The sequence below is a fragment of the Phaeobacter sp. JH20_26 genome (genome assembly GCF_048056275.1).
In the GTDB taxonomy this organism is placed as follows: domain Bacteria; phylum Pseudomonadota; class Alphaproteobacteria; order Rhodobacterales; family Rhodobacteraceae; genus Phaeobacter; species Phaeobacter bryozoorum.
In genome coordinates, this window is record NZ_JAYMWL010000013.1 from 205,179 (window position 1) to 230,241 (window position 25,063).

19 protein-coding genes and 2 tRNA genes are annotated in these 25,063 nt (G+C 61.5%); 13 read left to right on the forward strand and 8 right to left on the reverse strand.

Going from position 1 to position 25,063, the window contains the following annotated elements:
* Positions 1–100: 100 nt before the first annotated feature.
* Entirely contained in the window at positions 101–1,804 is a 1,704-nt protein-coding gene (locus VWY60_RS06810; protein WP_416540125.1) for a divergent polysaccharide deacetylase family protein, read from the forward strand.
* Between the two features lie 165 nt (positions 1,805–1,969).
* On the opposite strand, the gene trpE is transcribed toward VWY60_RS06810, so the two are convergent.
* The 6 genes from trpE to fabI form a co-directional block, all read right to left on the reverse strand.
* Positions 1,970–3,481, reverse strand: a complete 1,512-nt coding sequence (gene trpE, locus VWY60_RS06815; RefSeq protein ID WP_416534872.1) for an anthranilate synthase component I — start codon at positions 3,479–3,481, stop codon at positions 1,970–1,972.
* Positions 3,482–3,496: 15 nt separating this feature from the next.
* Entirely contained in the window at positions 3,497–5,338 is a 1,842-nt protein-coding gene (locus tag VWY60_RS06820; protein WP_416540126.1) for a SurA N-terminal domain-containing protein, read from the reverse strand.
* Between the two features lie 158 nt (positions 5,339–5,496).
* Complete coding sequence (locus VWY60_RS06825; RefSeq protein WP_416540127.1) at positions 5,497–6,687, reverse strand: aminotransferase; 1,191 nt, start codon at positions 6,685–6,687, stop codon at positions 5,497–5,499.
* A gap of 207 nt (positions 6,688–6,894) precedes the next feature.
* Positions 6,895–7,398 (reverse strand): xanthine phosphoribosyltransferase, encoded by a 504-nt coding sequence (gene gpt, locus VWY60_RS06830; protein WP_340545686.1) that lies wholly within the window; start codon positions 7,396–7,398, stop codon positions 6,895–6,897.
* Positions 7,399–7,448: 50 nt separating this feature from the next.
* Positions 7,449–8,063, reverse strand: a complete 615-nt coding sequence (locus tag VWY60_RS06835) for a LysE family translocator (protein ID WP_340545685.1) — start codon at positions 8,061–8,063, stop codon at positions 7,449–7,451.
* Between the two features lie 97 nt (positions 8,064–8,160).
* Positions 8,161–8,979: an enoyl-ACP reductase FabI gene (gene fabI, locus VWY60_RS06840; protein WP_340545684.1), complete on the reverse strand. Its 819-nt coding sequence runs from the start codon at positions 8,977–8,979 to the stop codon at positions 8,161–8,163.
* A 169-nt stretch (positions 8,980–9,148) separates the two neighbouring features.
* Between fabI and pdxH the strand changes: the two genes are divergently transcribed.
* From pdxH to VWY60_RS06865, 5 genes are all read left to right on the forward strand, one after another.
* A complete protein-coding gene (gene pdxH / locus VWY60_RS06845; protein WP_416534875.1) occupies positions 9,149–9,754 on the forward strand; it encodes a pyridoxamine 5'-phosphate oxidase in 606 nt (201 codons plus the stop codon).
* A 118-nt stretch (positions 9,755–9,872) separates the two neighbouring features.
* A complete protein-coding gene (locus VWY60_RS06850; RefSeq protein ID WP_340545682.1) occupies positions 9,873–10,409 on the forward strand; it encodes a cold-shock protein in 537 nt (178 codons plus the stop codon).
* A gap of 4 nt (positions 10,410–10,413) precedes the next feature.
* Positions 10,414–10,935 (forward strand): DUF192 domain-containing protein, encoded by a 522-nt coding sequence (locus tag VWY60_RS06855; RefSeq protein ID WP_416540128.1) that lies wholly within the window; start codon positions 10,414–10,416, stop codon positions 10,933–10,935.
* A 43-nt stretch (positions 10,936–10,978) separates the two neighbouring features.
* Positions 10,979–11,055 (forward strand) — tRNA-Pro (locus tag VWY60_RS06860).
* A gap of 806 nt (positions 11,056–11,861) precedes the next feature.
* The gene (locus tag VWY60_RS06865; RefSeq protein ID WP_340545680.1) at positions 11,862–15,506 is read left to right on the forward strand and encodes a vitamin B12-dependent ribonucleotide reductase; all 3,645 of its coding nucleotides are present in this window, start codon (positions 11,862–11,864) and stop codon (positions 15,504–15,506) included.
* Between the two features lie 196 nt (positions 15,507–15,702).
* Here the strand turns inward: VWY60_RS06865 and VWY60_RS06870 are convergent, their stop codons facing one another.
* A complete protein-coding gene (locus VWY60_RS06870; protein ID WP_416540129.1) occupies positions 15,703–16,878 on the reverse strand; it encodes an MFS transporter in 1,176 nt (391 codons plus the stop codon).
* 424 nt (positions 16,879–17,302) lie between these two features.
* Between VWY60_RS06870 and VWY60_RS06875 the strand changes: the two genes are divergently transcribed.
* From VWY60_RS06875 to VWY60_RS06905, 7 genes are read left to right on the forward strand one after another with little or no spacing between them, the layout of a single operon-like run.
* On the forward strand, positions 17,303–18,049 hold the full coding sequence (locus VWY60_RS06875) for a FadR/GntR family transcriptional regulator (RefSeq protein ID WP_416538801.1): 747 nt from the start codon (positions 17,303–17,305) through the stop codon (positions 18,047–18,049).
* Entirely contained in the window at positions 18,039–19,193 is a 1,155-nt protein-coding gene (locus tag VWY60_RS06880; RefSeq protein WP_416538800.1) for an aminotransferase class I/II-fold pyridoxal phosphate-dependent enzyme, read from the forward strand. Before VWY60_RS06875 ends, VWY60_RS06880 begins: the two co-directional genes overlap by 11 nt.
* A gap of 41 nt (positions 19,194–19,234) precedes the next feature.
* Complete coding sequence (locus VWY60_RS06885) at positions 19,235–20,491, forward strand: ABC transporter substrate-binding protein (protein ID WP_416540131.1); 1,257 nt, start codon at positions 19,235–19,237, stop codon at positions 20,489–20,491.
* On the forward strand, positions 20,473–21,423 hold the full coding sequence (locus VWY60_RS06890; RefSeq protein WP_416540132.1) for a carbohydrate ABC transporter permease: 951 nt from the start codon (positions 20,473–20,475) through the stop codon (positions 21,421–21,423). The genes VWY60_RS06885 and VWY60_RS06890 overlap by 19 nt, the downstream gene beginning before the upstream one ends.
* Before the next feature lie 8 nt (positions 21,424–21,431).
* The gene (locus VWY60_RS06895; protein ID WP_416534881.1) at positions 21,432–22,283 is read left to right on the forward strand and encodes a carbohydrate ABC transporter permease; all 852 of its coding nucleotides are present in this window, start codon (positions 21,432–21,434) and stop codon (positions 22,281–22,283) included.
* 11 nt (positions 22,284–22,294) lie between these two features.
* Positions 22,295–23,362 carry an ABC transporter ATP-binding protein gene (locus VWY60_RS06900; RefSeq protein ID WP_416540133.1) on the forward strand — a complete coding sequence of 356 codons (1,068 nt, stop codon included), beginning with the start codon at positions 22,295–22,297 and terminating at the stop codon, positions 23,360–23,362.
* A gap of 24 nt (positions 23,363–23,386) precedes the next feature.
* Positions 23,387–24,640: an AGE family epimerase/isomerase gene (locus VWY60_RS06905; RefSeq protein ID WP_416540134.1), complete on the forward strand. Its 1,254-nt coding sequence runs from the start codon at positions 23,387–23,389 to the stop codon at positions 24,638–24,640.
* Between the two features lie 225 nt (positions 24,641–24,865).
* On the opposite strand, the gene VWY60_RS06910 is transcribed toward VWY60_RS06905, so the two are convergent.
* Positions 24,866–24,940 (reverse strand) — tRNA-Asn (locus VWY60_RS06910).
* Positions 24,941–25,063: the final 123 nt, after the last annotated feature.

Genomic DNA, 25,063 nt, shown 5'->3' on the forward strand with positions numbered 1-25,063 from the left:
ATCACTAGCAGCGGCCAGGCCAATCGGGCCACGGGGTGTTGGGGCGGCTTGACCGACAGAATGCGACCGGTTCCAGAAGGCAACGAGAGGCAGGACAGAGATGCGAGGGTTTCTTGGAGGCGTGAGTTTCGGGGCCTTGGTGGCCGCAGGCGGCGCCGTGGTGTGGTCGCTGTCGGTGCCGTTGCCCAAATCGGTCGAGGTCAGCGTGGCTGAACCGGCGCGCAGCGTCGTGCAGGCTCCGGCGGCGGAAACGCCGGTTGACGGTGGCGGCACCGATCCAGATCTGGTGGAGGCGCCGCCCGCTGCATTGGATCCGCAGGTCGTGGGCGATGATCTGGCGGCGCTGGCCGATGCCGATACGGGTCCGGCGGAACGTCCTGAGGTCGGCACCGAACTGGGGAGCGGCACCCGTGCTGCTCCGGGCGGTGTCGGCGCGCCTGCCATTGATGTCGGGCGCGATGCGCCTGTTACCCCAGTTGAGGCCCTGCCGGCCCCCAATGCGCCCAGCCAGGAGCAGAGGCTTGTCGTGGTGTCGGATCCGGCGCAGCCGCCGGTGCCTGCGGCAGCAAGCGAAGCCCCAGCCCGGCTGGCCTCCACCCCGGATCAGGGCACTGAGGCCAATCCGGGTGGCGACAGCCGCACCGCGGCTACAGCTGCACCCAGCGACGAGGAGCCAAGCGGTAGCGCAGCCGCCAGCCGTCTGCCGGTGCCGAATATTACAACCGGTGATCCGGTGCTGAGCAGCCCAGCCACGGGCGGGGCGTCAGGTCCGGCGCTTGGGGCAGCCCCCGGGCCGACACCGACACCTGTACTGCCGGCGCCCGGCCGCGCCGGACCAGCGCAGGTGGGCACGCAGCCAGCGGCCAGTGATGCCCAGGCCAAGCCTTCGCAGCCAGAAAGCGTCGGCCAGCCAGAAAGTGCCGGAACCGGGTCAGCAGCATCGACGGCGCCAGCGACGCGGCGGATTGCGGATCTGCCGACCACGAATTCCACGCCAGAACCATCCGCTTCAGCCTCTGAGAGTGCTGGCCGTCCGCAGATCGGCACGCCGGTGCGCCCGCTGACCGAACGCGATGACGCCAAGGCCCCTGCCGCTGGCAGCCAGATTGCGACGCCATCTTCCGGGGTGCCGTTTGAGCAGAATGCCCAGCCCTTTACCCCGGAGGACGGGCGCGCGCTGATGTCGATTGTCCTGATTGACGATGCGAAGGCCATCGGCGCCGAAGCCTTGCAGGATTTCCCCTATCCGCTGACCTTTGCGCTGGATCCCGAAGATCCCGAGGCCGCAGCCAAGATGGCCCGCCATCGCGCGGCTGGTTTCGAGGTCATGGTGGTGGCGGATCTGCCGCGCGATGCGGGGCCACAGGATGCCGAAACAGCCTTGCAGGTCTGGCTGGAGACCCTGCCGGAGGCTGTCGCCGTGCTGGAAGGGGTCGAGACCGGGTTTCAGGGCAACCGCCCGCTGGCCGATCAGATGGCCACGGCGCTTGGCGCGATGGGCTACGGGATGGTGACGCAGGATGCCGGTCTGAATACCGTGCAGAAACTGGCGCTGCGTGAGGGGGTGCCGGCCGGTGTGGTCTTCCGTGATTTCGATGGCGCCGGACAGGATCCCCGGGCCATTCGCCGGTTCCTGGATCAGGCAGCCTTCCGCGCCGGGCAGGAAGGTGCGGTGATCATGCTGGGTCGGGTACAGCCGGATACGATTTCGGCACTGTTGATCTGGGGGCTTCAGGATCGTGCCAACCGGGTGGCGCTGGCGCCGGTGTCGGCCTCTCTGCGGGCGCAGGTGCAGGCCGAGTGATCGGCGCGCCGGGCTGAGCCCGCGTGAAAAAGGCGCCCCTCTGAACGAGGGACGCCTTTTTTGCCTTCGGCGAGAGTATTTTGGGAAAGATGACAGGCGGTCGAGATGCCGCGCGCATGAGATGCCGGGCGCGCAGAAACTCGGGGGCTGCGGTCCTGTCTGGGGCTAGCCGTTGCCATTGCCGGTAAAGCGGGCCGCATCTGCCGCGGCACGGCGGATCGCGTTGGATTTATGGACGGTCTCCATATATTCCGCCTCCGGGTCGCTGTCATAGACAACGCCGCCGCCGGCCTGGATATAGAGGGTCTGATCCTTGACGATGGCGGTACGCAGCGCGATGCACATGTCCATGTCGCCGCCGGCCGAGAAATAGCCAACACCGCCGCCGTAGATGCCGCGTTTTTCCGGCTCCAGTTCGTCGATGATTTCCATCGCGCGCACCTTTGGCGCGCCGGAGACGGTGCCTGCGGGCATGCCGGCAAAGAAGGCATCCAGCGCGTCCTTGTCCTCCGCCAGCTCGCCCACGACGTTGGAGACGATGTGCATCACGTGGCTGTAGCGTTCGATGATGAATTTTTCGGTGGGGCGTACAGTGCCGATCTTCGCCACCCGGCCGGTGTCGTTGCGGCCCAGATCCAAAAGCATCAGGTGTTCGGCCAGTTCTTTCTTGTCGGCCAGCAGATCCAGTTCCAGCGCTTTGTCTTCCTCGGGCGTGGCGCCGCGCGGGCGGGTGCCTGCGATCGGCCGGATGGTGACCTCCTGCCCGAAGACGCGGACCAGGATTTCGGGGCTGGCACCGACCACCTGGAAACCGCCGAAGTTGAAGTAGAACATGAAGGGCGAGGGGTTGGTGCGGCGCAGGGAGCGGTAAAGCGCGAAAGGCGGCTGCGGGAAGGCCTGTGTCCAGCGCTGTGCCGGCACCACCTGGAAGATGTCACCGGCGCGGATGTAGTCCTTGGCCTTCTCCACCGCGGCCATATAGCCCTCTTTGGTGAAATTACTCACCGGGGGCGCAACCTCGTCGGCGTCGCCAAGGTCGCGGCTTTCGGCGGGCATGGCACGTTCCAGATCGCGCACCGCGTCCATCACCCGCTCGGCAGCCTGGGCATAGGCGGCCTTGGCCGACTGGCCTTCGCTGGCCCATGCGGGGGAGACCACTGTGACCTCGCCCTTGACCCCGTCGAGCACGGCGATCACCGAGGGGCGCAGCATCAGCGCATCGGGGAGGCCAAGCGGATCCGGGTTCACGTTCGGCAGATGTTCGACCAGCCGGATCATGTCATAGCCGAGATAGCCAAAAAGACCGGCCGCCGCCTGCGGCAGATCATCGGGCAGCTCGATCCTGCTTTCGGCGATCAGCGCCCGCAGATTGTCCATCGGGTTGCCGTCCTGAGCGGTGAAATCATCCGCATCAAACCGCGCCGAGCGGTTCAGGGCCGAGCGCTCCCCGTGGCAACGCCAGACCAGATCCGGTTTCATGCCGATGATCGAATAGCGCCCGCGTACCTCACCGCCGGTGACGGACTCCAGCATGAAGGCGTCTTTCTGGGCGCCTGTCAGCTTCAGCATCAGCGACACCGGTGTGTCGAGGTCGGCGGCAAGCCGGGTGTAGACAACCTGGTTTTCACCGGCCTCATAGGCTTTGGCAAAGGTCTCGAAATCGGGGGTCAGGGCCATCTGGATCTGCCTTGATTACTGGAAGTTGGCCTGCACGGCATTGAGCGCCTGCGGGTCGATGCGCGGCGCGGCGCGGGTCTGGGCGTCCTGCACGAAGGCTTCGAACAGGGCCTGAGCAAGCGCCTGATCCAGCTGGGTGCCCATCGCCTCGGCCAGCGCAGCCATCTCAGGTGTGTCGGCCACCGGCAGGGTTTCGGTGAGGCGCACAACAACAGTAGCACTTTCATCGCTGACCACGGCGACCTCGCCTTCGGCCAGATCAAAGACTCGGGCCATCAGCGACTGCGGGGCTGCGTCGATATAGGCGGCGCGGGTGAGGCCGGTTTCGGATGTAAGCTCAACGCCCTCGGGCAGCGCATCGCCGCTCTTCAGCAGGTCTGCCAGACGCTCGGCTTCGGTGACGGTGGCATCCTGAAGGCGCTGCTCCTGCCACGCGGCGCGCAGTTTGTCCTGAGCTTCTGCAAAGGGTTCGGGGCGTGGCTCAAGCTGTTCATCCAGGCGGATGGCAAAGAGGCTGCCATCTTCGAGGAAGTCGACCTCGGGGAAATCTTCGGTGCTGACAGCGGTAGCGGCGGTGCGGAACCCGTCATAGGCGGCGATGCCATCGGTGCTGCCGTTGTGCCAGTCGATCTTGCCCAGCTCCATGCCGGGTTCGTTGACCAGCTCTTCCAGCGTGGCACCACCGGCGAGCATGTCGTTGATGTCCTCGGCGCGGGTTTCGATCAGGCGGCGGGCGCGGTCGGTTGCCAGCTCGGCGCGCAGCTCGTCCTTGACATCATCAAGGCTGGTCAGGCGTGCCTCAAGACGGCCATTGACGCGGAACAGGGCCGGGCCGAGATCGCTGTCGAGCGGGCCAACCACATCGCCGACCTGCGCGGCAAAGACGTCCTGTCCGGCGCCGCCGAGGTCGCCCATGGTCACATCGCCCAGATCCACGTCCTGCAGGCTGAGACCACGATCGGCGACCAGTGCTTCAAACGTGCTGCCATTGATGTCGAGCTGCGCCTTGGCGCTGGCGGCCGCTTCGGTGTTGGCAAAGACCAGACGTTCCACCAGACGGCGCTCGGGCACCTGATATTCATCGCTGCGCTCGTTGAACAGCTGTTCCAGCGCGGCGGCGTCGATCTCGATTTCGTCAACCAGCGCATCGGGGCGCAGGGCGGCGTAGGTAATGACCTTGGTGCGGGGCAGGGTGAAGCGGTCGATATGCGCCTCATAGAAGCTGCGCAGCTCTTCTTCGCTGGGGTCGACGGCCGTCAGGGCGAGGCTGTCGGGGCTGACCGGCAGCCAGTCAAAGCTGCGACGGGCACCGACATAGCTGGTGAGCGTGTCGCGCAGCGTGTCGGGCATTTCGGTGCCTGCCATGATCGCACCCTGCACCAGGGTGCGGGCGGATTCGCGACGCAGGTCGGCCTCAAAGGCGGCTTCGCTCAGGCCGATATTGTCCAGCGCATATTGATAGGTGTCGCGATGGAAGGCGCCGCTGCCGTCCTGGAACGCCGGGATCCGGCTGATTTCGTCGAACAGGTTCTGATCGCCGATGGACAGGCCCAGATTGCTGCTTTCCTGATCGAGTGCGGCGATGGCGATCAACCGTCCCAGTACCACGCGATCAAGACCAAGCGCTGTCATCTGCGCGATAGGAATGCGCTGGCCGGTCTGGGCCTCCAGCGCGCGCTGTTCGCGCTGCAATTCGCGAGCGTAGTCATCGACCGAGACCTCCTGATCTCCGACCACCGCAACCGAGTTCACCGATCCGGTGAAATTGACCGCACCAAAGCCGGCGAGGCCGATGATCAGCATCCCCATCAGGATCCAGACAAATGTATTTGATAGTTTTTTCATGCCTGCAGCCATGATGTCCTCGTATTGCCGGTCGCCGGACTGCACGGGGCAGCCGGGAATGCTGAAATGTCGAGGCTCTGAATACGCTGCCACCTTGAAAGGGGCAAGGGACGACTGATCTGTGCCTGCGTTCAGAGCGGGTGAGAGGGTGAGATTGCGGAGGCCTCAGCTCACGGGGCCCAGTTTGCCAGCCGGTCGAACAGGGTCCGGATGCCGGATGTGTCGACATTGGCAAAGGCGATACGGAATTGCTGCGTGCCCGATGGATCACCCTTGGGCGTGAACATGCTGCCGGGTAGCATCAGGATGCCTGCCTCTTTTACCAGACGCCGGGCCAGCGGGTCGCTGTGCTGGTCAAACGGGTGGGCCACATAGGCGAAATAGGCGCCACAGCCTAGCAGCTGCCAGCCAAGCGCCGCCAGCGGCGCAAACCCGGACTCGATGGCAGCGCGGCGGCGCAGCAGTTCCTGACGCTCTGCGGCGAGCCAGTCGTCGAGGTTTTCCAGCCCCCAGAGCGCGCCGACCTGACCAAGTTGCGCCGGGCAGATGGTGACCGTGTCGAGGAACTTCTCCATCTCCTGCAGGTGATCGCGATGCGCGGCCACGGCACCCAGCCGGTGTCCGGTGAGCCGATAGGCCTTGGAGAAAGAATAGAGGTGGATCAGCGTGTCGGACCAGCCGGGATCCTGAAACAGCCCATGGGGTGGGCCATCCCGGCTGTCAAAGTCGCGGTAGGTCTCATCCACGATCAGGGCAAGACCGTGGGCACGGGCAAGATCATAGAACCGCTGTACCAGACCGCCGGGATATTCGACCCCGCAGGGATTGTTGGGTGTGACCAGAACGATGGCGCGGGTCCGGTCGGTGATCAGCTTTGCAGCGGCATCCGGGCAGGGCAGCATGGCTGCGCCGACCGGCAGCGGGCAGGTTTCGACCCCCTGCATGTCGAGCCACATTTTGTGATTGAAATACCAGGGGGTCGGGAGAATGACCTGATCACCCTCACCACAAAGCGCCGCGATGGTCGCGGCAAAGGCCTGATTGCAGCCGGAGGTGATGGCGACATCACCCGCCGTGAGGTCGGCCGCATAGTGGCGGCCCATTTTTGCGGCGAGCGCGGCGCGCAGGCTGTCCCGGCCCAGTACCGCCCCGTAAAGGTGGCTGCTGTCGTCGCCAAGGGCGGCCTCGGCGATGGCGCGGCGCAGCCCCTCGGGGGGCGGGTCCGCAGGCGCCGCCTGACTGAGATTGAGGAGCGGCATGTCAGCAGGCAGGGTCAGCCCCTCCAACCAGCGCCGGGAATCGACGATGGGCGAGACAAAGGTGTCTTTGGTGCGGGCGTGGGGAAATCGGGCCTGTGGCATCGGGTGTCCTGTCTTGCGTCGGCGCGTCACCGGCCAGAGCCATGGCGCGCTTTGGCCACTCCGCCGCAACTGCGCCGGTTTTGTAAGGGGGTTTGACCTGCGCCGGAAAAATCCCAGCAGATCCCCGGCGCGGAAACGAAAAAAGACGCCCCCTAAGGTGCGTCTTTCCATGCGTCGTGTGACGGTTGGTGGTCCGTCAGTCGATGATCAGTCGGTCCCGCGATAGGGTTCGACATATTGCAGCGCCATATCCCAGGGGAAGAAGATCCAGGTGTCCTGGCTCACCTCGGTGATGAAGGTATCGACCATCGGCCGACCCTTGGGTTTGGCATAGACGGTGGCAAAATGCGCCTTGGGATACATCTGGCGCACCAGTTCCAGAGTTTTGCCGCTGTCGACCAGATCGTCGATGATCAGCACGCCTTCACCGTTGCCCATCAGTTCGGCGTCGGGGGCTTTCAGCACCTCCGCCTGTCCCTGATCCTGATGATGATAGGATTTCACCCCGATCGTGTCGACGATGCGGATATCCAGTTCGCGGCTGACGATCATGGCCGGAGCCATGCCGCCACGGGTGATGGCGACAACGGCACGCCAGGCGCCTTCGTCGGGGCCTTGCCCGTCCAGACGCCACGCCAGTGCGCGGCTGTCGCGGTGCAGCTGGTCCCAGGAAATATGAAAGCCTTTTTCATGAGGCAGACGATCGGTCATGTTTTTGATGCTCCTGTTAGGGTCTGGCGTCCGGGATCGTGCATCTGCCCTCAGAGGGCGGCGATCTTGACGCCGAGGGCGGCCAGCAGACCACCAAAGACCCGGTCGATCACATGTTTCAGATTGATATACCCGCGGCGCGTTTTCTCAAAGGAGAAGATACGGGCCACGAGGGTGTTCCAAGTGACTTCACCCAGAAAGATGCAGGTGAGCAGCGCGGCAAGGGCCAGGCTGCTGCTGCCTTCGGGAACGGTGCCGACAAAAACGGCGCCGAAAAAGGCGGCCGGCTTGGGGTTGGCCAGCTGGGTGAAGATCCCAAGACGGAAGGCCGCAAAAGCAGTCTGCGGCAATTGAGCGTCACTGTCCTGTGACATCGGTTCACTGGCATGGCGCCACATGTTCCAGGCCATGTAGATCAGGAACATGGCGCCGCCGATTTTCAGCAGGGTCAGCAGGAAGGGGGCATAGTCAAACAGCAGGTTCAGCCCGAAGAGCGCGGCGGAGGCCCAGAATACTGCCCCCGCGCCGATGCCAATCGCCAGCGCCAGACCACTGCGCCAGCCATGGGCCAGGCCGACGCGCGCAGCCATCAGAACGGCGGGGCCGGGGCTGATGGCGGCCATCAGGCACAGGAGGACGGAAGCGGTAAAGGCGGCGAGTGTCATGGTGGGTCCCTGTCATTGGAAGAGGCGCGCGTGGGCCGCGCGCCTGCTGTGTCATTCTCTGTGGTGCAGATGTGCGCAGCATCTGCTGGACCCGTGTTTATTTGCGCCCGGTTGCCGCATCGATGTCAGGGGCGTCAACCGCCTTCATCCCGACGACGTGATAGCCGGCATCCACGTGCAGATTCTCGCCGGTCACGCCGGAGGACAGATCCGACAGCAGATAGAGCGCGGATTTGCCCACGTCATCAATGGTCACGTTGCGGCGCAGCGGCGAATTATATTCGTTCCATTTCATGATGTAGCGGAAATCACCAATGCCCGAGGCGGCCAGCGTCTTGATCGGTCCGGCAGAGATCGCATTGACGCGGATGCCGTCCTTGCCCAGATCTTCGGCAAGGTATTTGACCGATGCTTCGAGCGCGGCCTTGGCGACACCCATGACATTATAATGTGGCATCACCTGTTCGGCGCCGTAATAGGTCAGTGTGACCGCGCTGCCGCCCTCGGACATCATCTTCTCGGCGCGCTGCATCACCGATGTGAAGGAGTAGACCGAGATATCCATGGTCATCTGAAAGTTGCCACGGGTGGTGTCGACATAGCGACCGCGCAGCTCGTTCTTGTCGGAAAAGCCGATGGCGTGCACCAGAAAGTCCAGTTTGCCCCATTTTTCTTCCAGCGCTGCAAACAGCGCATCAACGGAGCCCTCATCGGCCACATCGCAGGGCAGGACGATATCGCTGCCAAGCTGCGCCGCCAGCGGGTCGACGCGTTTCTTCAGGGCATCGCCCTGGTAGGAAAACGCAAGCTCGGCGCCGGCGTCGGCGCAGGCTTTGGCAATGCCCCACGCGATGGATTTATCATTGGCAAGGCCCATGATGAGGCCACGTTTGCCGGCCATCAGTTGACTAGACATGCAGGTTCTCCGCCTGTGATATTCGAATTAGACGACGTTTAGTCTGTCAGGCGAGGCGCTTCAAGAGCGCTGTCTCTTGTCGTTTGTCCTGTCTCGGCCTAGGTTGCTGTCAGCCATGCGCATTATCGCGCCAGCCAGACCCATATAATAACAGTCCAAGAGGTGCGCCATGTCCGATCGCAGCGGTATCTTTGCGGGGGAGGATCCCTTTGCCATCGCGCGCAGCTGGCTGAGCGAGGCGGAAGAGAGCGAGATCAACGATCCCAATGCGATTGCATTGTCGACGGTGGATGCCGATGGGTTGCCCAATTGCCGGATGGTCCTGCTGAAAGAGATCGAGGACGCAGCCTTTGTCTTTTATACCAATTACGAAAGCGCCAAGGCGCAGGAGCTGGATGGCGCTGGCAAGGCGGCGTTTGTCATGCATTGGAAATCGCTGCGACGCCAGGTGCGCGCGCGCGGGATCATCAGTCGCGAGAACGGCCCGCAGGCCGATGCCTATTACAAATCCCGGTCCCTCAAGAGCCGACTGGGGGCCTGGGCCTCGGCGCAGTCGCGCCCCTTGTCGAGCCGGGGTGCGCTGATGGCGGAGGTGGCCAAGGTCACAGCCACCAAAGGGTCAAATCCCGAGCGCCCGCCATTCTGGGGCGGTTACCGTCTGACGCCGCTTGAGATCGAGTTCTGGGCCGATGGCGCGTTTCGTCTGCATGATCGCTTTGTCTGGCGGCGCGAAACACCCGAAGCGCTTTGGACGGTGGAGCGGTTGTGCCCTTAGGTCACTATCGGAAAATAGCAGAATTGTGATATTGGTGTCCGTTTTTGGCTTGAACTCAGAACCGAGAATAGAGCATCACCTACTGGTTAAAAACTGAAGAACACGGTGGACTACAGCAGTGGCAGAAGACTTGAGCAGTTTGCAGCAAATACGCGGGCTGGTGAAATGGTTCGATCCGACCAAAGGGTTCGGATTTGTCGTCTCTGATGAGGGCGGACCAGATATCCTGCTGCATGTGAACGTGCTGCGTAACTTCGGCCAGAGTTCCATCGCGGACGGGGCCGAGGTTGAACTGGTGACGCATCGCACCGAGCGTGGTGTTCAGGCGGTGGAAGTCCTGTCGATCACGCCGCCGGTTCGCGACGACAGTCCAGTTCTGAGCGATTTCGCGGAGATTGATGCCGAGACGCTGAGCGCCGAGCCACTGGTCCCCGCGCGGGTGAAATGGTTCGACAAAGGCAAGGGCTTTGGTTTTGCCAATGTGTTTGGCCGCGACGAAGACGTGTTTCTTCATGTTGAGGTTCTGCGCCAGTCGGGTCTGTCGGAACTGCAACCGGGCGAGGCGCTTGGGATGCGGGTGATCGACGGCAAACGCGGCCGCATGGCGGTCGAGGTGCTGGCCTGGGAAGCGGCGCTTCTGGAAAAGCAGGACTAAGGTGATGCGGCGCGCCTGGACCCGATTGTCAGACAGGATGACAACAGGAGCCAGAGCCGCCGCTCTCTCTATTATGTCGGTCGCTGCGATTGTGGCGGCCGGGGCGGTGCAGGCCGAAGAGGCCTGCCGCCCTGATCTGGTCAGCCTGCGCGGCCCCTGGGGGCAGGCGCAGTTCTCTGTAGAAATCGCCGATACCATAGAAACACGCGCGCAGGGGTTGATGCACCGGCCCCATATGGCGCGTGGCAATGGCATGTTGTTTGTCTATGAGGCGCCGCAGCGCGCCAGCTTCTGGATGAAGAATACGCTCATTCCGCTGGACATGCTGTTTGTCGACAGCAGCGGCACGGTGCGCCATATTCACCATCGCGCCATTCCCGGGGACCTGACGCCGATTCCGGGTGGTGACAACGTCTATGCCGTGCTGGAAATCAACGGCGGTCTTGCCGCGCTTTATGGGATTTCAGTCGGCACCCAGCTGCGCCATGAAGTTTTTTCAACGACAGGCGCAATTTGGCCCTGTTAGGGCTTTTCAAATCAGATCGGCAACGCTAGGAAGGCGCACGGTCCGGGGCGTGGCGCAGTCTGGTAGCGCACCTGTTTTGGGTACAGGGGGTCGTGAGTTCGAATCTCGCCGCCCCGACCATTTCATCCATCTGGATGTGACGTAGACGCCGACATGCCTGTCACAGGGCTGTCGGCGTTTCGCGTTCCAGCTGACCGATCCGATGGGGGCGCAGATCCGTCATCCGCGGACGGGCAGGGGCGCTGTTCAGTCCCTGAGGGCTCGCTGAGGAGATTCGGACTGGTTTCCAAATTATGACCAAATCGGGCGTCTCGCTGTGTCTGTTAAGGCTTGCTTAACCAACTGACGCGGGTTGGCGTCGATTTCCTTTTACGCTTCGTGCCAACAGGGAAAAAAAACACCTCGGCACGCCTTCTATCTGGAGGGCGTGTATTTCATTTTTTCAACCCTCGGCCTGGTTGAGTGATTTCTGTTTCAGAAGAGTCCGCTGCTGCCGTTGCTGCGGCGTGACATGCGGCAAGCCCCTCTCCGCAAGGGGATTTATCGCGTCGGATGGATGGGGCTCTTGGGACCGTGCCAGGTAAAGTGATCAACTCTGAATCGCAGCTTCGTGATCGACCGCAGACCATTAAGCTATCGTCAACGAAAAAGATGGTTACGAAAGCCTAAAAATGCCGTTGACCCCATATGCCTGAATACGTCAAATTGTGTACGTCGGATGATGTAGCACAAAATATGGTGGATTTCACCCGGTGCTACACCAGACCAAGCAAAGCATTTAGCGCTGGCGGATATGGGGCCTCGGCCCTGGCACGCATCTTATGTGAGGTGCGCAGCAGGGTGTTTTGCGGCGAAGAACGAGAAGAGACGCGTCGGCCAAAAGGCGTGATTTGTGACAGTGGGACTGCAAAAAAGAGGCAGATGGCATGAAGATTGAACGGAAATTTACAAAATCTGGGCAGGACGCATATGCCGATCTGGACTTTGTCCCTGCAACGTCGGAGATCCGCAATCCAGACGGCACCATTGTGTTCCGTCTTGAGGGCGTCGAGGTTCCGGCGGGCTGGAGCCAGGTCGCCAGCGATGTGATTGCGCAGAAGTATTTCCGTAAAGCCGGTGTCCCGAGCAAACTGAAAAAGCTCCGTGAAAAAGGCGTGCCCGAGTTCCTATGGCGCTCGGTTCCGGCCGGTGATGATGTGGAATTTGGCGGCGAGACCTCCTCCAAACAGGTGTTCGACCGTCTGGCCGGCGCCTGGTGCTACTGGGGCTGGAAAGGCGGCTATTTCTCAACCGAGGAAGACGCGCGCGCCTATTTCGACGAGATGCGCTATATGCTGGCGACCCAACGCGCCGCGCCGAACAGCCCGCAGTGGTTCAACACCGGTCTGCATTGGGCCTATGGCATCGACGGCCCAGCACAGGGTCACCATTATGTCGATTACAAAACCGGCCAGCTGACCAAATCTGACAGCGCCTATGAGCACCCGCAGCCCCATGCCTGCTTTATCCAGTCGGTCTCTGACGATCTGGTGCAGGACGGCGGCATCATGGATCTTTGGGTTCGTGAGGCGCGGTTGTTCAAATATGGCTCCGGCACCGGCACCAATTTCAGCCACCTGCGCGGCGAAGGCGAACCGCTGTCCGGCGGTGGCAAATCCTCTGGCCTGATGGGCTTCCTCAAGATCGGTGATCGGGCAGCCGGCGCGATCAAATCCGGTGGCACCACCCGTCGCGCCGCCAAGATGGTGATCGTCGATGCAGATCACCCGGATATCGAACAGTTCATCGACTGGAAAGTGATCGAAGAGCAGAAGGTGGCCTCCATCGTCGCAGGCTCCAAGATGCACGAGAAGATGCTGAACGGTCTCTTCGAGGCCATTCGCAGCTGGGACGGGGCCGAGGCTGACGCCTATGATCCGGCCGTCAACGATGGGCTGAAAAAGGCAATTCGCGAAGCCAAGAAGGTCGCCATCCCCGAGACCTATGTGAAGCGCGTGCTGGACTATGCCAAGCAGGGGCACACCTCGATTGAATTCCCGACCTATGACACCGACTGGGACAGCGACGCCTATAATTCGGTTTCCGGTCAGAACTCCAACAACTCGATCCGGGTCACCAACGCCTTTCTTCATGCGGTGAAGAAGGACGCCGACTGGCAGCTGATCAACCGGGTCGATGGCAAGGTCGCCAAAACCGTGAAGGCGCGGGATCTGTGGGAAAAGGTCGGTCATGCGGCCTGGGCCTGCGCGGATCCGGGCATCCAGTTCCACGACACAGTGAACGAGTGGCACACATGCCCCTCCGACGGTGAGATTCGCGGCTCAAACCCTTGTTCGGAATATATGTTCCTGGACGATACCGCCTGTAATCTCGCGTCTCTGAACCTGCTGACCTTCCTCAAGGACGGGGTCTTCCAGGCCGAGGATTACATGCACGCCTGCCGTCTGTGGACGGTGACGCTGGAAATTTCGGTGATGATGGCGCAGTTCCCGTCCAAGGAAATCGCGCAGCGTTCCTATGATTTCCGCACGCTGGGTCTTGGCTATGCCAATATCGGCGGCCTGCTGATGAACATGGGCTACGGCTATGACAGCGCCGAAGGGCGCGCGCTTTGCGGTGCGCTGACGGCGATCATGACCGGCGTGTCCTATGCCACCTCCGCCGAGATGGCCTCCGAGCTGGGGCCGTTTGCCCGCTACGAGCAGAACGCAAGCGACATGCTGCGGGTGATCCGCAACCATCGCGCAGCCGCGCACGGCGCGGTCGACGGCTACGAAGGCTTGGCCGTGAAGCCGGTGCCGCTTGACAGTGCCAACTGCCCGGACCCGCGTCTGGCGGAACTGGCGATGAGCAGCTGGGACGAGGCGCTGGAGCTGGGCGAACGTCACGGGTTCCGCAATGCGCAGGCCACCGTGGTGGCCCCAACCGGCACCATTGGTCTGGTCATGGATTGCGACACCACCGGGATCGAGCCGGACTTTGCGCTGGTGAAGTTCAAGAAGCTGGCCGGCGGCGGTTATTTCAAGATCATCAACCGCTCGGTCCCCGCCGCGCTGGAGGGGCTGGGCTATTCCCCGGCCCAGATCGAAGAGATCGTCTCCTATGCCGTGGGCCATGGCACCATCGGCAATGCGCCGGGAATCAATCACACCTCGCTGGCCGGTCACGGCTTTGGCCCCAATGAGCTTGCGAAGGTCGATGCGGCGCTGGAGTCGGCCTTTGATATCCGCTTTGTGTTCAATCAGTGGACGCTGGGCGAGGATTTCTGCACCGGTGTTCTGGGCATCCCGACGACAAAGCTGAACGATCCGACCTTTGACCTGCTGCGCCATCTGGGCTTCAGCAAGCGCGATATCGAGGCGGCGAATGACCATGTCTGCGGATCCATGACGCTGGAAGGTGCGCCACATCTGAAGGAAGAGCACTATCACATCTTTGATTGCGCCAATCCTTGTGGCAAGAAAGGCAAGCGTTATCTGGGGGTTGATAGCCATATCCTGATGATGGCCGCAGCCCAGAGCTTTATCTCCGGTGCAATCTCCAAGACCATCAACATGCCCAATGACGCCACCATTGAGGATTGCCAGAAGGCCTATGAACTCAGCTGGTCGCTGGGGGTGAAGGCCAATGCGCTGTACCGTGACGGCTCCAAGCTGAGCCAACCGCTGGCGGCGGCACTGGTTGAAGACGACGATGAGGCGGCCGAAATTCTCGAAAGCGGGTCGCAGCAGGAAAAGGCCATCACCCTTGCCGAGAAGATCGTCGAGAAGGTGGTCATCAAGGAAATCGTGAAATCGCATCGCACCAAGATGCCGCAGCGCCGCAAGGGCTATACCCAGAAGGCGGTGGTTGGGGGCCATAAAGTGTACCTTCGCACCGGCGAATATGAGGATGGCAACCTTGGCGAGATCTTCATCGACATGCACAAGGAAGGTGCCGGTTTCCGGGCGATGATGAACAATTTCGCCATCGCGGTATCGGTTGGCCTGCAATATGGCGTGCCGCTGGAGGAGTTTGTCGACGCCTTCACCTTCACCAAGTTTGAGCCCGCGGGCATGGTGCAGGGCAATGACTCGATCAAGAATGCGACCTCCATTCTGGACTATGTGTTCCGTGAGCTGGCGGTCAGCTATCTCGATCGGACCGATCTGGCTCATGTCAAACCGGAAGGCGCCAGCTTTGACGATCTGGGCCGGGGCGAGGAAGAGGGTGTCTCCAATCTCTCGGAACTGAGCGAAACCGCTGCGACGCGGTCGCTGGAGGTGCTGAAACAGATTTCCTCCACCGGCTATCTGCGTAAGCGTCTGCCGCAGGAACTGGTCGTATTGCAGGGCGGGCAGACCGAGCTGCTGGCCAACATCGGGGGCGATCCGGTCGCTGCCTTGCAGTCGCTGGTGCCTGAGACATCAGCCGTTGCGCCTGCCGCGTCCGGCGGCATGGATGCCCGCACCAAGGCCAAGATGCAGGGCTACGAGGGCGAGGCCTGCGGCGATTGCGGAAATTACACGCTGGTACGCAATGGCACCTGCATGAAATGCAACACCTGCGGCGGCACCTCTGGCTGTAGCTGAGTGCTGATGGAATTGGACTGTGACCGTCGCGGCGATGCTGTCGCGCTGGTCGGAAACCCGGGGTGGGTGCGCTCACCCCGACACGGATCGGGACACAGGCAACAACCTCGGGCGGTAACAAGAACCACCTGATCCGTGCACCTGGGAGGGGGAGGCCACAGCGCCTCCCTTCTTTTTTTTGGGTCCGGTGCTTGGTTTAGCTGTGTTTTAGAACCGTTGAAAATATAACGATAAACGCTGAAAGCGCTGCAAGGATCACAAATGCGGCAGGCAGCGACAGCAACTCGGCGGTAATGCCGATCATGGGTGGACCGATCAGAATGCCGCCGTAGCCGAATGTCGCGACACTGGCGATGGCAGCGCCTGCGGGCAGTTCGGGATCACTGGCCGCGCGGCTGAAGGCGAGCGGCATGACCAGCGCATAGCCGATACCCATCAGGGCAAAGCCAATCATGGCAGCAGCGTAGCTGCCAAACACCACCGCGATCAATGCGCCAAGACAGGCGCTGGCACCGGCCATGCGAGCGGCGCTGACGGCCCCGAGCCGCGCGACCACAAGATCGCCGATCAGCCGCATTGCCACCATAGCGACCGAGAAAACGGCAAATCCAAGCGCGGCATCCGCTTCGCTGGCGCCCGTCGTCAGCACCAGAAAGATCGCGCTCCAGTCGGCCATTGCGCCTTCGCCAACGGCCCCGCAAAAGGCGACAAATCCCACCGCAACCAGCGGTCCACGGGGCAGAAGCGATGGTTTTGTCATCGGATTCTTGGGGGCGGGGTCGGCAGTCCAGGGGATCTGTGCGACAGAGAGCGTCAGAAGCGCTGCGATCCCCCCGGCGAGCAGGAAATGCAACGGGATTTCTGCCCCGACGGAGGCCGCGCCGTAGCCAGACAGCGCACCAAGCCCGGCCCCAAGGCTAAACATCGCGTGAAAGGACGACATCATCGGCCGTCCGGCACGTTTCTCCACCTCGCTTGCCCATGCGTTCATCGCTACGTCCATGCTGCCATGGGCGGCACCAAAGACAAAGAGCGCGGCCGCCAGCAGTGGCAGGCTCGGCGCCAGCGCCAGCAGCACCAGCCCGAGGACATAGGCCAGCGCCACCCGGCGGGTGACATGGGCGGCCCCCATCCGATCTGCCGCCCGTCCGGCAAGCGGAAAGGAGAGGATCGCGCCTGCGGCCATTAGCAACAGCAGCAACCCCAGCGCGCCGGGCGTCAGCCCGTGGCTGTCGGCGACGGCGGGGATGCGCGACGCCCAGATCCCAAACAGGGCGCCGTTCAGCACAAACATCGCCGCAACCGCGCGCCATGGCGTGCGTAGCCGGAACCGGGAAGACGGACGGGTCGGGTGAGGGCTGGTTACGGGCACGCGAAATCCTTTTTACGGTAGAAACTGAGGTCTCAAATCTGGCGGGCCCATACCGGCTTGGGACATCTGACGGGACCACTTGGCGCTGACAAATCCTCGCCAGGATTTTCGCAGAGTGATTGGAACTCAATGCCGGTGCAAGCGGTTTTGGCCCAATGTGCGGCAGGTGCCCGGGTGGTTTATTCGGGCCGTATTCGGCGCGGTAGATGGATCGAATCGACGTCGGCAGGGGCCTGTTGATTGGCAAGAGCGTCTGTTCTGATCCGGCTTCGATCTCTGCGTGGTGCCTTAACATGTCTTTATAACGCATTGAATATGCGTGTTTATATAATGTCCGACAATACTGTTGATAATGTCCGACATTATTGCCATGCTGTGACAGGAACCGGGTCTGGCCAGCGCCAGATCGCATGAAAGGCACAGCATGGCAGCGCGTGATCCGAACCAGACATCCCATCACATGGCGCCGCTTCCGGCGCGCAGCACTAGCCGGGATGTCCTTGAAGCGCTGATCCGCATGATCGAGGCTGACGGGCTGGGTGTGGGCGATCGCCTGCCGCCAGAAGTGGAGATCGCCCGTCAGCTGGGCGTAGGCCGGTCCAAGGTGCGCGAGGCGCTGACCGCCTGGCAGAACATGGGCATCGTGACCCGCAACAAGAAGGCCGGGACGCGACTGGCGACGGAGGTGGTGTCAAATGCCATCCATCTGCCGGTGATGGTCAAGCTGGAGGCCGAGAGCCTTATGCGAACCCATGCGGTTCGGCGCCCGCTGGAACTGGAAACCGTCCGCCTGGCAACCCGCAACATCACCCCGCAAAGCGCCCGTATCATCATGGGCCGTGTGACCGAGCTGATCGCGATTCACGGTGCCGGAGAGGACTGGCGCGCCTCCGATTACCGGTTTCACGAAGCCCTGCAGGAGGCCTGCGGCAACCCGTTGTTCGGTCAGCTGATCCAGCAGATCCAGCATGGGTTCAACGAGGTTTACGAAGCGCCATTCGGCAAGCCGCATCTGGGGGAATCCTCGATCCCGCTGCACCTGCCGCTGGCCGAAGCGGTGGTCGCGGGCAATGAGGAGGAGGCGATGAAAGTGATGAAGCGCATTCTCGACATGGTCGAAGCGGAGATCCGCGAGTCGATGCAGGCGATGGTGGAGGGACATGATGACTGAGGACCTGGGCCTGGCCACGTTGATGGCGGCTGTTCTGGAGGATCGCAACGGCGCGATCACCCCGCCGATCGTACAGACATCGCTGTTCAGTTTTGACAGCTACGAAGCGTTTGAAGATCGCATGGCCGGGCGCAGCGATACGGCGATATACACACGGGTCCAGAACCCGACGGTGGCGGCTTTTGAGGGGTTGATGGCCAAGGCCGAGCAGGGCGAGGCGGCCTGCGGATTTGCCTCCGGGATGGCGGCGATTTCCTCGACGCTTCTTGCCTTTGTGAAACCGGGTGACAGGATTGCCTGCGTCGAACATGTCTACCCCGACAGCTATCGTTTCATGGAACGGCTGTTGCGGCCCTTTGGGGTTGAAATCGACTATTACGCGCCGAAGCAGCTGGAAGAGGAGCCGGACCTGCTCAAGGGCGTGCGGCTGGCCTATCTGGAAAGCCCCAGCTCGGTGGTGTTCCAGCCTCTGAACCTCATGAAGGTTGCAGCCCATGCAAAACGGCATGGCGTGCTGACGATGATCGACAATTCCTGGGCCAGCCCTGTGTTTCAAAAACCCCTGACCCAAGGCATTGATATCGTTTTGCATTCAGCATCGAAATATATCTCCGGCCATTCCGATACCGTGGCGGGGGTGGTGGTGTCTTCGCAGGCGAATATCGACCGGATCCGTGATCTCACGTTGCCGTTGCTGGGTGGTAAGCTGGCGCCGTTCGAGGCGTTTCTGCTGACCCGAGGCCTGCGCACGCTGGCGGTGCGGATGCGCCAGCACGAGGCCACGGCGACGCTCTTTATCGACCGTCTTTCGGCCTTGCCGCAGGTGCGCCGGGTGCATTCTCCGGGCCCAAACGACGTGCCGGGTCTCACCGGGCGGTCCGGTCTGATGTCGGTCGAATTTGATGACAGCGTGGATATCCCGGCATTTGCCAACGCGCTGACCCATTTCCGGCTGGGCGTCAGCTGGGGTGGATTTGAAAGCCTGATCCTGCCGGCCCGCGTCGGGCTTGCGCAGATCGGCGAAGAGAACTCGATGCAACGTTTTGGAGTTTCGCCGAACCTCGTTCGGCTGAACCTCGGGCTGGAGGAGGCCGAGGACCTGTGGGCGGATATAACATCCGCCCTCGCGACTAGCACGGTCTGACAGGGCCGTGTGCACCGTCACACGACAAGGGGAAGGACAACATGAAAAAAATTCTGACAGGGATCACGACGGCGGCCATGCTGATGGGCAGCGCCGCCTACGCGGAGACGACGCTCAAGCTGGTTGAGGTGATCACCAGCCCGGAACGCACCAAGGTGCTGCAGAGCATCGTTGACGGCTACGAGGCCGCCCATCCCGATGTTTCCGTCGAAATTATCAGCCTGCCGTGGGGGCAGGCGTTTGAGAAGCTGGCGACCATGGTTGCCGGCGGCGATATCCCCGACGTTGTCGAAATGCCCGACACCTGGCAGGCGCTTTATGCAGGCTCCGGCCAGCTGGCAAGCCTCGCCGATCATGTCGCCGACTGGGAGCATGGCGCAACGCTGACAGACAAGACGATCACAATGGGTAGCCAGGCGGGTGATCTCTACATGATCCCCTACGGGTTCTACCTGCGCGCGATGTTCTACAACAAGAAACTGCTGGCCGAAGCCGGTGTCGAACCGCCCGAAACCATGGAAGACTTCATGGCGGCATCGGCTGCGGTATCGGAACTGGACGGCAAGTCAGGCTACTGCCTGCGCGGTGGTCCGGGTGGCACCAACGGCTGGGTGATGATGGCGGCTGCGATGAACGGCACCAATGACTTCTTCACCGATGATGGCAAGAGCCGCATGAATGAGCCAGGCTCGGTCGAGGGCATCCAGTTCATGCTTGATCTCTACCAGAAGGGCTATGCCCCGAAGGATGCGGTCAGCTGGGGCTTCAATGAGATCGTCGCCGGTTTCTATTCTGGCACCTGCGCTTTCCTCGATCAGGATCCTGACGCGCTGATCGCGATTTCGGAGCGGATGCCAGCCGAGGATTTTGCGGTGATCCCTATGCCTGTCGGCCCCTCCGGCAAGGCATTCCCGACCATCGGTTTTGCAGGCTGGTCGATCTTCAATGCGACCAAGCATGAGGACGAGGCCTTTGATCTGGTGGCGGCGCTGTCTGCACCTGAGGCCAATGGCACCTGGGCCAAGCGAGTTGGTGTGATCCCGGTCCATAAGGGCGCCGATCAGGATCCCTATTTCCAGACCGAGCAATTTGCAGGCTGGTTCAAGGAGTTGAACGGTGAGCAGTATGAGCCGACCACCATGCCGACCTTTCTGGAGAAATGGGGCTATTTTGCAAGCACCGTGGTTCTGGAAACCAGCCAGGAAGCGCTTCTTGGTCAGCGCAGCGCACAGGATCTGGCCGATGAATGGGCGGATTTCCTGACCGGCGAATATGCGAAATGGCAGGCAAAGCAGTGATTGCGCGCGCCCAAAAAAACGTCGTGCCCGGGGGAACCGGGGCACGGCGCTCGCTCTACTGGCACTATATGGTGGAGCCGTTTCTCTACCTGTCGCCGATGATCCTGTTGATCGGCAGCGTCATGCTGATGCCGCTGGTTGTCGGGGTATCCTACTCGTTTCAGGCCATTGAACTGCTGAATCCTTTCGACACTGGCTGGGTTGGGTTTGAAAACTATCAAAAGCTCTGGACGGATCGCAAATTCTGGATCGCGCTTGAGAACACCTTCTTCTGGACGTTCTGGTCGATCTTCTTTCAGTTCTTTCTCGGGCTGGGGCTGGCGATGCTGCTGAACACGCAGTTCTTTGGCAAGAAGCTGTTTCAGGCGCTGGTGTTTCTGCCCTGGGCGGTGCCGACCTTTCTGTCAGCCCTGACATGGGCCTGGCTGTTCAACCCGGTGATCGGACCGATCCCGCACTGGCTGGCCGCGCTTGGGGTGCTTTCGGAGCCCTACAATATCCTGGGTGATCCCGATCTGGCGATCTGGGGGCCGATCACCGCCAATATCTGGTTTGGCGTGCCGTTTTTCGCCATCACGCTGCTGGCTGCGCTGCAGTCCATTCCGGGTGAGCTGTACGAGGCTGCCGAAATCGACGGCGCCAGCGCGTGGCAGAGCTTTACCAAGATCACCCTGCCGTTCCTGGCGCCGATGATTGCCATCACGGTGATGCTGCGCACCATCTGGATCGCCAATTTTGCCGATCTGATCTTTGTGATGACCGGGGGTGGTCCGGCCAATTCAACGCAGATCCTGTCCACCTACATCTTTACCACCGCGTTCCGCAAACTGGATTTCGGCTATGCCTCGACCATTGCGGTGGCGCTGCTGATCATCCTTCTGGCCTATGCTGTCATCCTGCTGTGGATGCGCAGACGGCTGGTCAAGATCTGAGGATCACCATGGCTAATATCGCGCGTTCATCCAGACGTCATCCAGCGCTGGCGCTTGGGAAATATGCCGCCATCGCATTCTATCTCGGCTTTGCGCTGTTTCCGCTCTACTGGCTGATGAAAATCGCCGTTACGCCCGATGCGCTGATCTTCTCCGAGGGCACGCGGATGCTGCCCAGTGCAGTGACGTTCGAGAATTTCGCCACCGTGCTGTTTGAGACCGAGTTCCTGGCCTATTTCCGCAACTCTCTGACAGTCTCGCTCGGCACGGCGTTCTTCACCACGCTGATTGCGGCCGGGGCGGGCTATGCCTTCTCGCGATTTGTCTTTGCGGGCAAGCGGATCATCATCGGTGTGATGCTGATCACCCAGATGTTCCCGCTGCTGATGATCATCGCGCCGATCTACAAGATCGTGGCTGATCTGGGCCTGCTGAACTCGCTCACCTCGCTGATCGTGGTCTACACCGCCTTCAACATCCCATTTGCGACCTTCCTCATGCAATCCTTCTTTGACGGGATCCCAAAGGATCTGGAAGAGGCCGCGATGATGGATGGCTGCACCCGGTTTCAGGCGCTGCGCACGGTGGTGTTTCCGCTGACCCTGCCGGGGCTGGGGGCGACGCTTGGGTTTGTCTTTACCGCCGCCTGGTCCGAGCTGCTGTTTGCACTGATGCTGATTTCCAAAAATGACGCGATGACCTTCCCGGTCGGGCTGCTGACCTTCGTGTCGAAATTCTCGGTGGACTGGGGGCAGATGATGGCGGCTGGCGTGCTGGCGCTGGTGCCAAGCTGCCTGTTCTTCATTTTCATACAACGCTACCTGGTGCAGGGCCTCACGTCCGGCGCGGTCAAAGGATAGGGGGCCGGATCATGGCACGGATCGAACTCAGAGATGTTGCGAAACGCTATGGCGCCGTTGAGGTGCTGCGCGATATCAATCTTGATATTCAGGACGGTGAATTCATCGTTCTGGTCGGGCCATCAGGCTGCGGCAAATCTACCCTTCTGCGGATGATCGCAGGGTTGGAGCCGATCACGTCTGGCGATTTCGAGATCGACGGGCAGCGCATGAATGACGTGCGGCCACGGGATCGCGACATTGCCATGGTGTTCCAGTCCTACGCGCTTTATCCGCATATGGATGTGGCGCGGAACATGGGGTTTTCCATGGAGATCCGCAAGGAACCGGCAGAGGAGCGCAGATCGCGCGTCGCCAAGGCCGCCGAAACCCTAGGCCTGTCGAAACTGGTGGATCGCTTGCCCAAGGCGCTATCGGGCGGGCAGCGCCAGCGCGTTGCCATGGGGCGCGCCATCATCCGCGATCCGCGCGCGTTCCTGTTTGATGAGCCGCTGTCCAATCTGGACGCGGCGCTGCGTGTGGAGATGCGGCTGGAGATTGCTCGGCTGCACAAGCAACTGGGCGCTACGATGATCTATGTGACCCATGATCAGGTCGAGGCGCTGACGCTGGCGGACCGCATTGTGGTGTTGAATGGAGGCGATATTCAGCAGGTCGGATCGCCGCTCGATCTCTATGAGCGGCCCGCCAATAAGTTCGTGGCGCAGTTCATCGGCTCTCCCACGATGAACATATTGCCGGTATCCGGGGCCGATAGCGGGGTGATGGCCCGCAATGGCATGATGCTGACGCTGGATCATCTGCGCGACACCGCCGCAGCTGTGGATCTTGGCATCCGACCGGAGCATCTGGATGTGGTGGCACCGGGTGAGGGGGATCTGACTGCGGTTGCAGATGTGGTTGAACGTCTGGGATCGGACACAAACATCTATGCCAATGTCGATGGGCTGGGGCCGATTCTCGTGCGCAAACATGGCAATATCCCGGTCCGAAACGGGGATCGGCTGGGATTGCGGGTGCAGCGGCAGAATGCTCATATCTTCAACGCAAATGGCAGGGCCATCCGGCCCGCTGCCTGACGTGCGACACAAAGGAGAGTAGCCATGGTCACGCCGAACCCTGCCGGAGCGCTGGATGCAGCCGGTTTCTGGCTGGACGACCCGGATCACCGCGCTTTTCTGATAGTGGATGCTCGTCGGCAACTGGGTTTCTTTTCTGCGAGTCTCGGCAAGGGACCGGGCTTCCATACCCTTGATGCCGCCGGTCAGCCATTGCCGGACAACACACAGGAGCTGCACACAACCACGCGTATGGTGCATTCCTACGGGCTGGCGCATATCTGTGGCTATGCCGGTGCTGACCGGATCATTGACCATGGCATCGCCTATCTCAACAGTCATCATCGCGATCCCGTCCATGGCGGGTATCTTTGGGCGATGAAGGGCGACACGGTCGCTGATGATCGCAAACTGGCCTATGGGCATGTCTTCGTGCTGCTGGCGGCCTCCACTGCCAAGCTAGCCGGGCATCCAGGTGCGGATGCGTTGCTGTCGGATGTCGCCGAGGTGCTGGACCACAGATTCTGGGAACCGCAGGCGCAGCGCTTTGCTGATGAATGGAACCGGGACTGGACGCCGTTTTCATCCTATCGCGGCATGAACGCCAATATGCACGGGGTCGAGGCGCTGCTGACAGCCTACGAAGCCACCGGCGAGTCGATGTTCCTGGAGCGAGCGGGGCATATCCTGGCTTTTTTTGTCGGTGATATCGCCGGGCAGGACGGCTGGAGACTGCCAGAGCACTATACCGAGGAGTGGCAGATTGATCGCGCCTATGCCGGTGATCCGATGTTTCGGCCTGCGGGCACCACGCCGGGCCATTCCTTTGAGATGGGGCGGCTGCTGTTGCAGCACTGGGATCTGGCCGGACGGCAGGATCCAGGCGTTCCGTGCCGCGCCCGGAAGCTGATCGAGCGGGCCCTGGCGGACGCCTGGCTGCCGGATGGCGGGTTTGCCTATACGCTTGACTTTGAGGGTAAGGTTGCGATGACCAACCGCTTCTGGTGGCCGGTAACCGAGGCCATTGGCGCGGTTGCCGCTTTGATCAGGCTGGACGCCCGGGCCGAGGACGAGCTGTGGTATCGCCGCCTCTGGAGCTTTGCACAGGCCCATTTCATTGATGAAGAGCGCGGTGGCTGGTATCCCGAGATTGACCAGGCGGGGCAGGTGACGCAGACGATTTTTACCGGCAAGCCGGATATCTACCACGCGCTTCAGGCCTGTCTTTTGCCAATGGGCGCCTTGCAGTTGGGCCATGTGTCAGGGTTGAAACAATTGCCGACACCGCTGTTGTCCTGAGTACGGCGCGCACCTGAAAAACCGGTCCGATCACCCATCCGTGTGCCGCTAAGGCGGTGCTTTGGCCCGGACATTGGTGAGCCCCGCTCGGCCCGGACTGTACCTGCGCCGGGCGTCGCAAGGCGGCCGACATTATCGCGAAATATCGACGCGATGACACCGTAAAAAATCCCGACATCAACCAAATAAGGGCTTAGCGAATGAACGCTAAGCCCTTGGAAACTTTGGCTCCGGCGGTAGGGATCGAACCTACGACCAATTGATTAACAGTCAACTGCTCTACCGCTGAGCTACGCCGGAATGTGGGGCTGATATATGGCGTGCATTCTGGCGCGTCCAGAGAAAAAATGCCCTCGGCTGCATTTTTTTGACAGCTCGATCGCGCAGTGTTTTTGGCCGTGGCGGGGCTGGGGCGATTGGCGG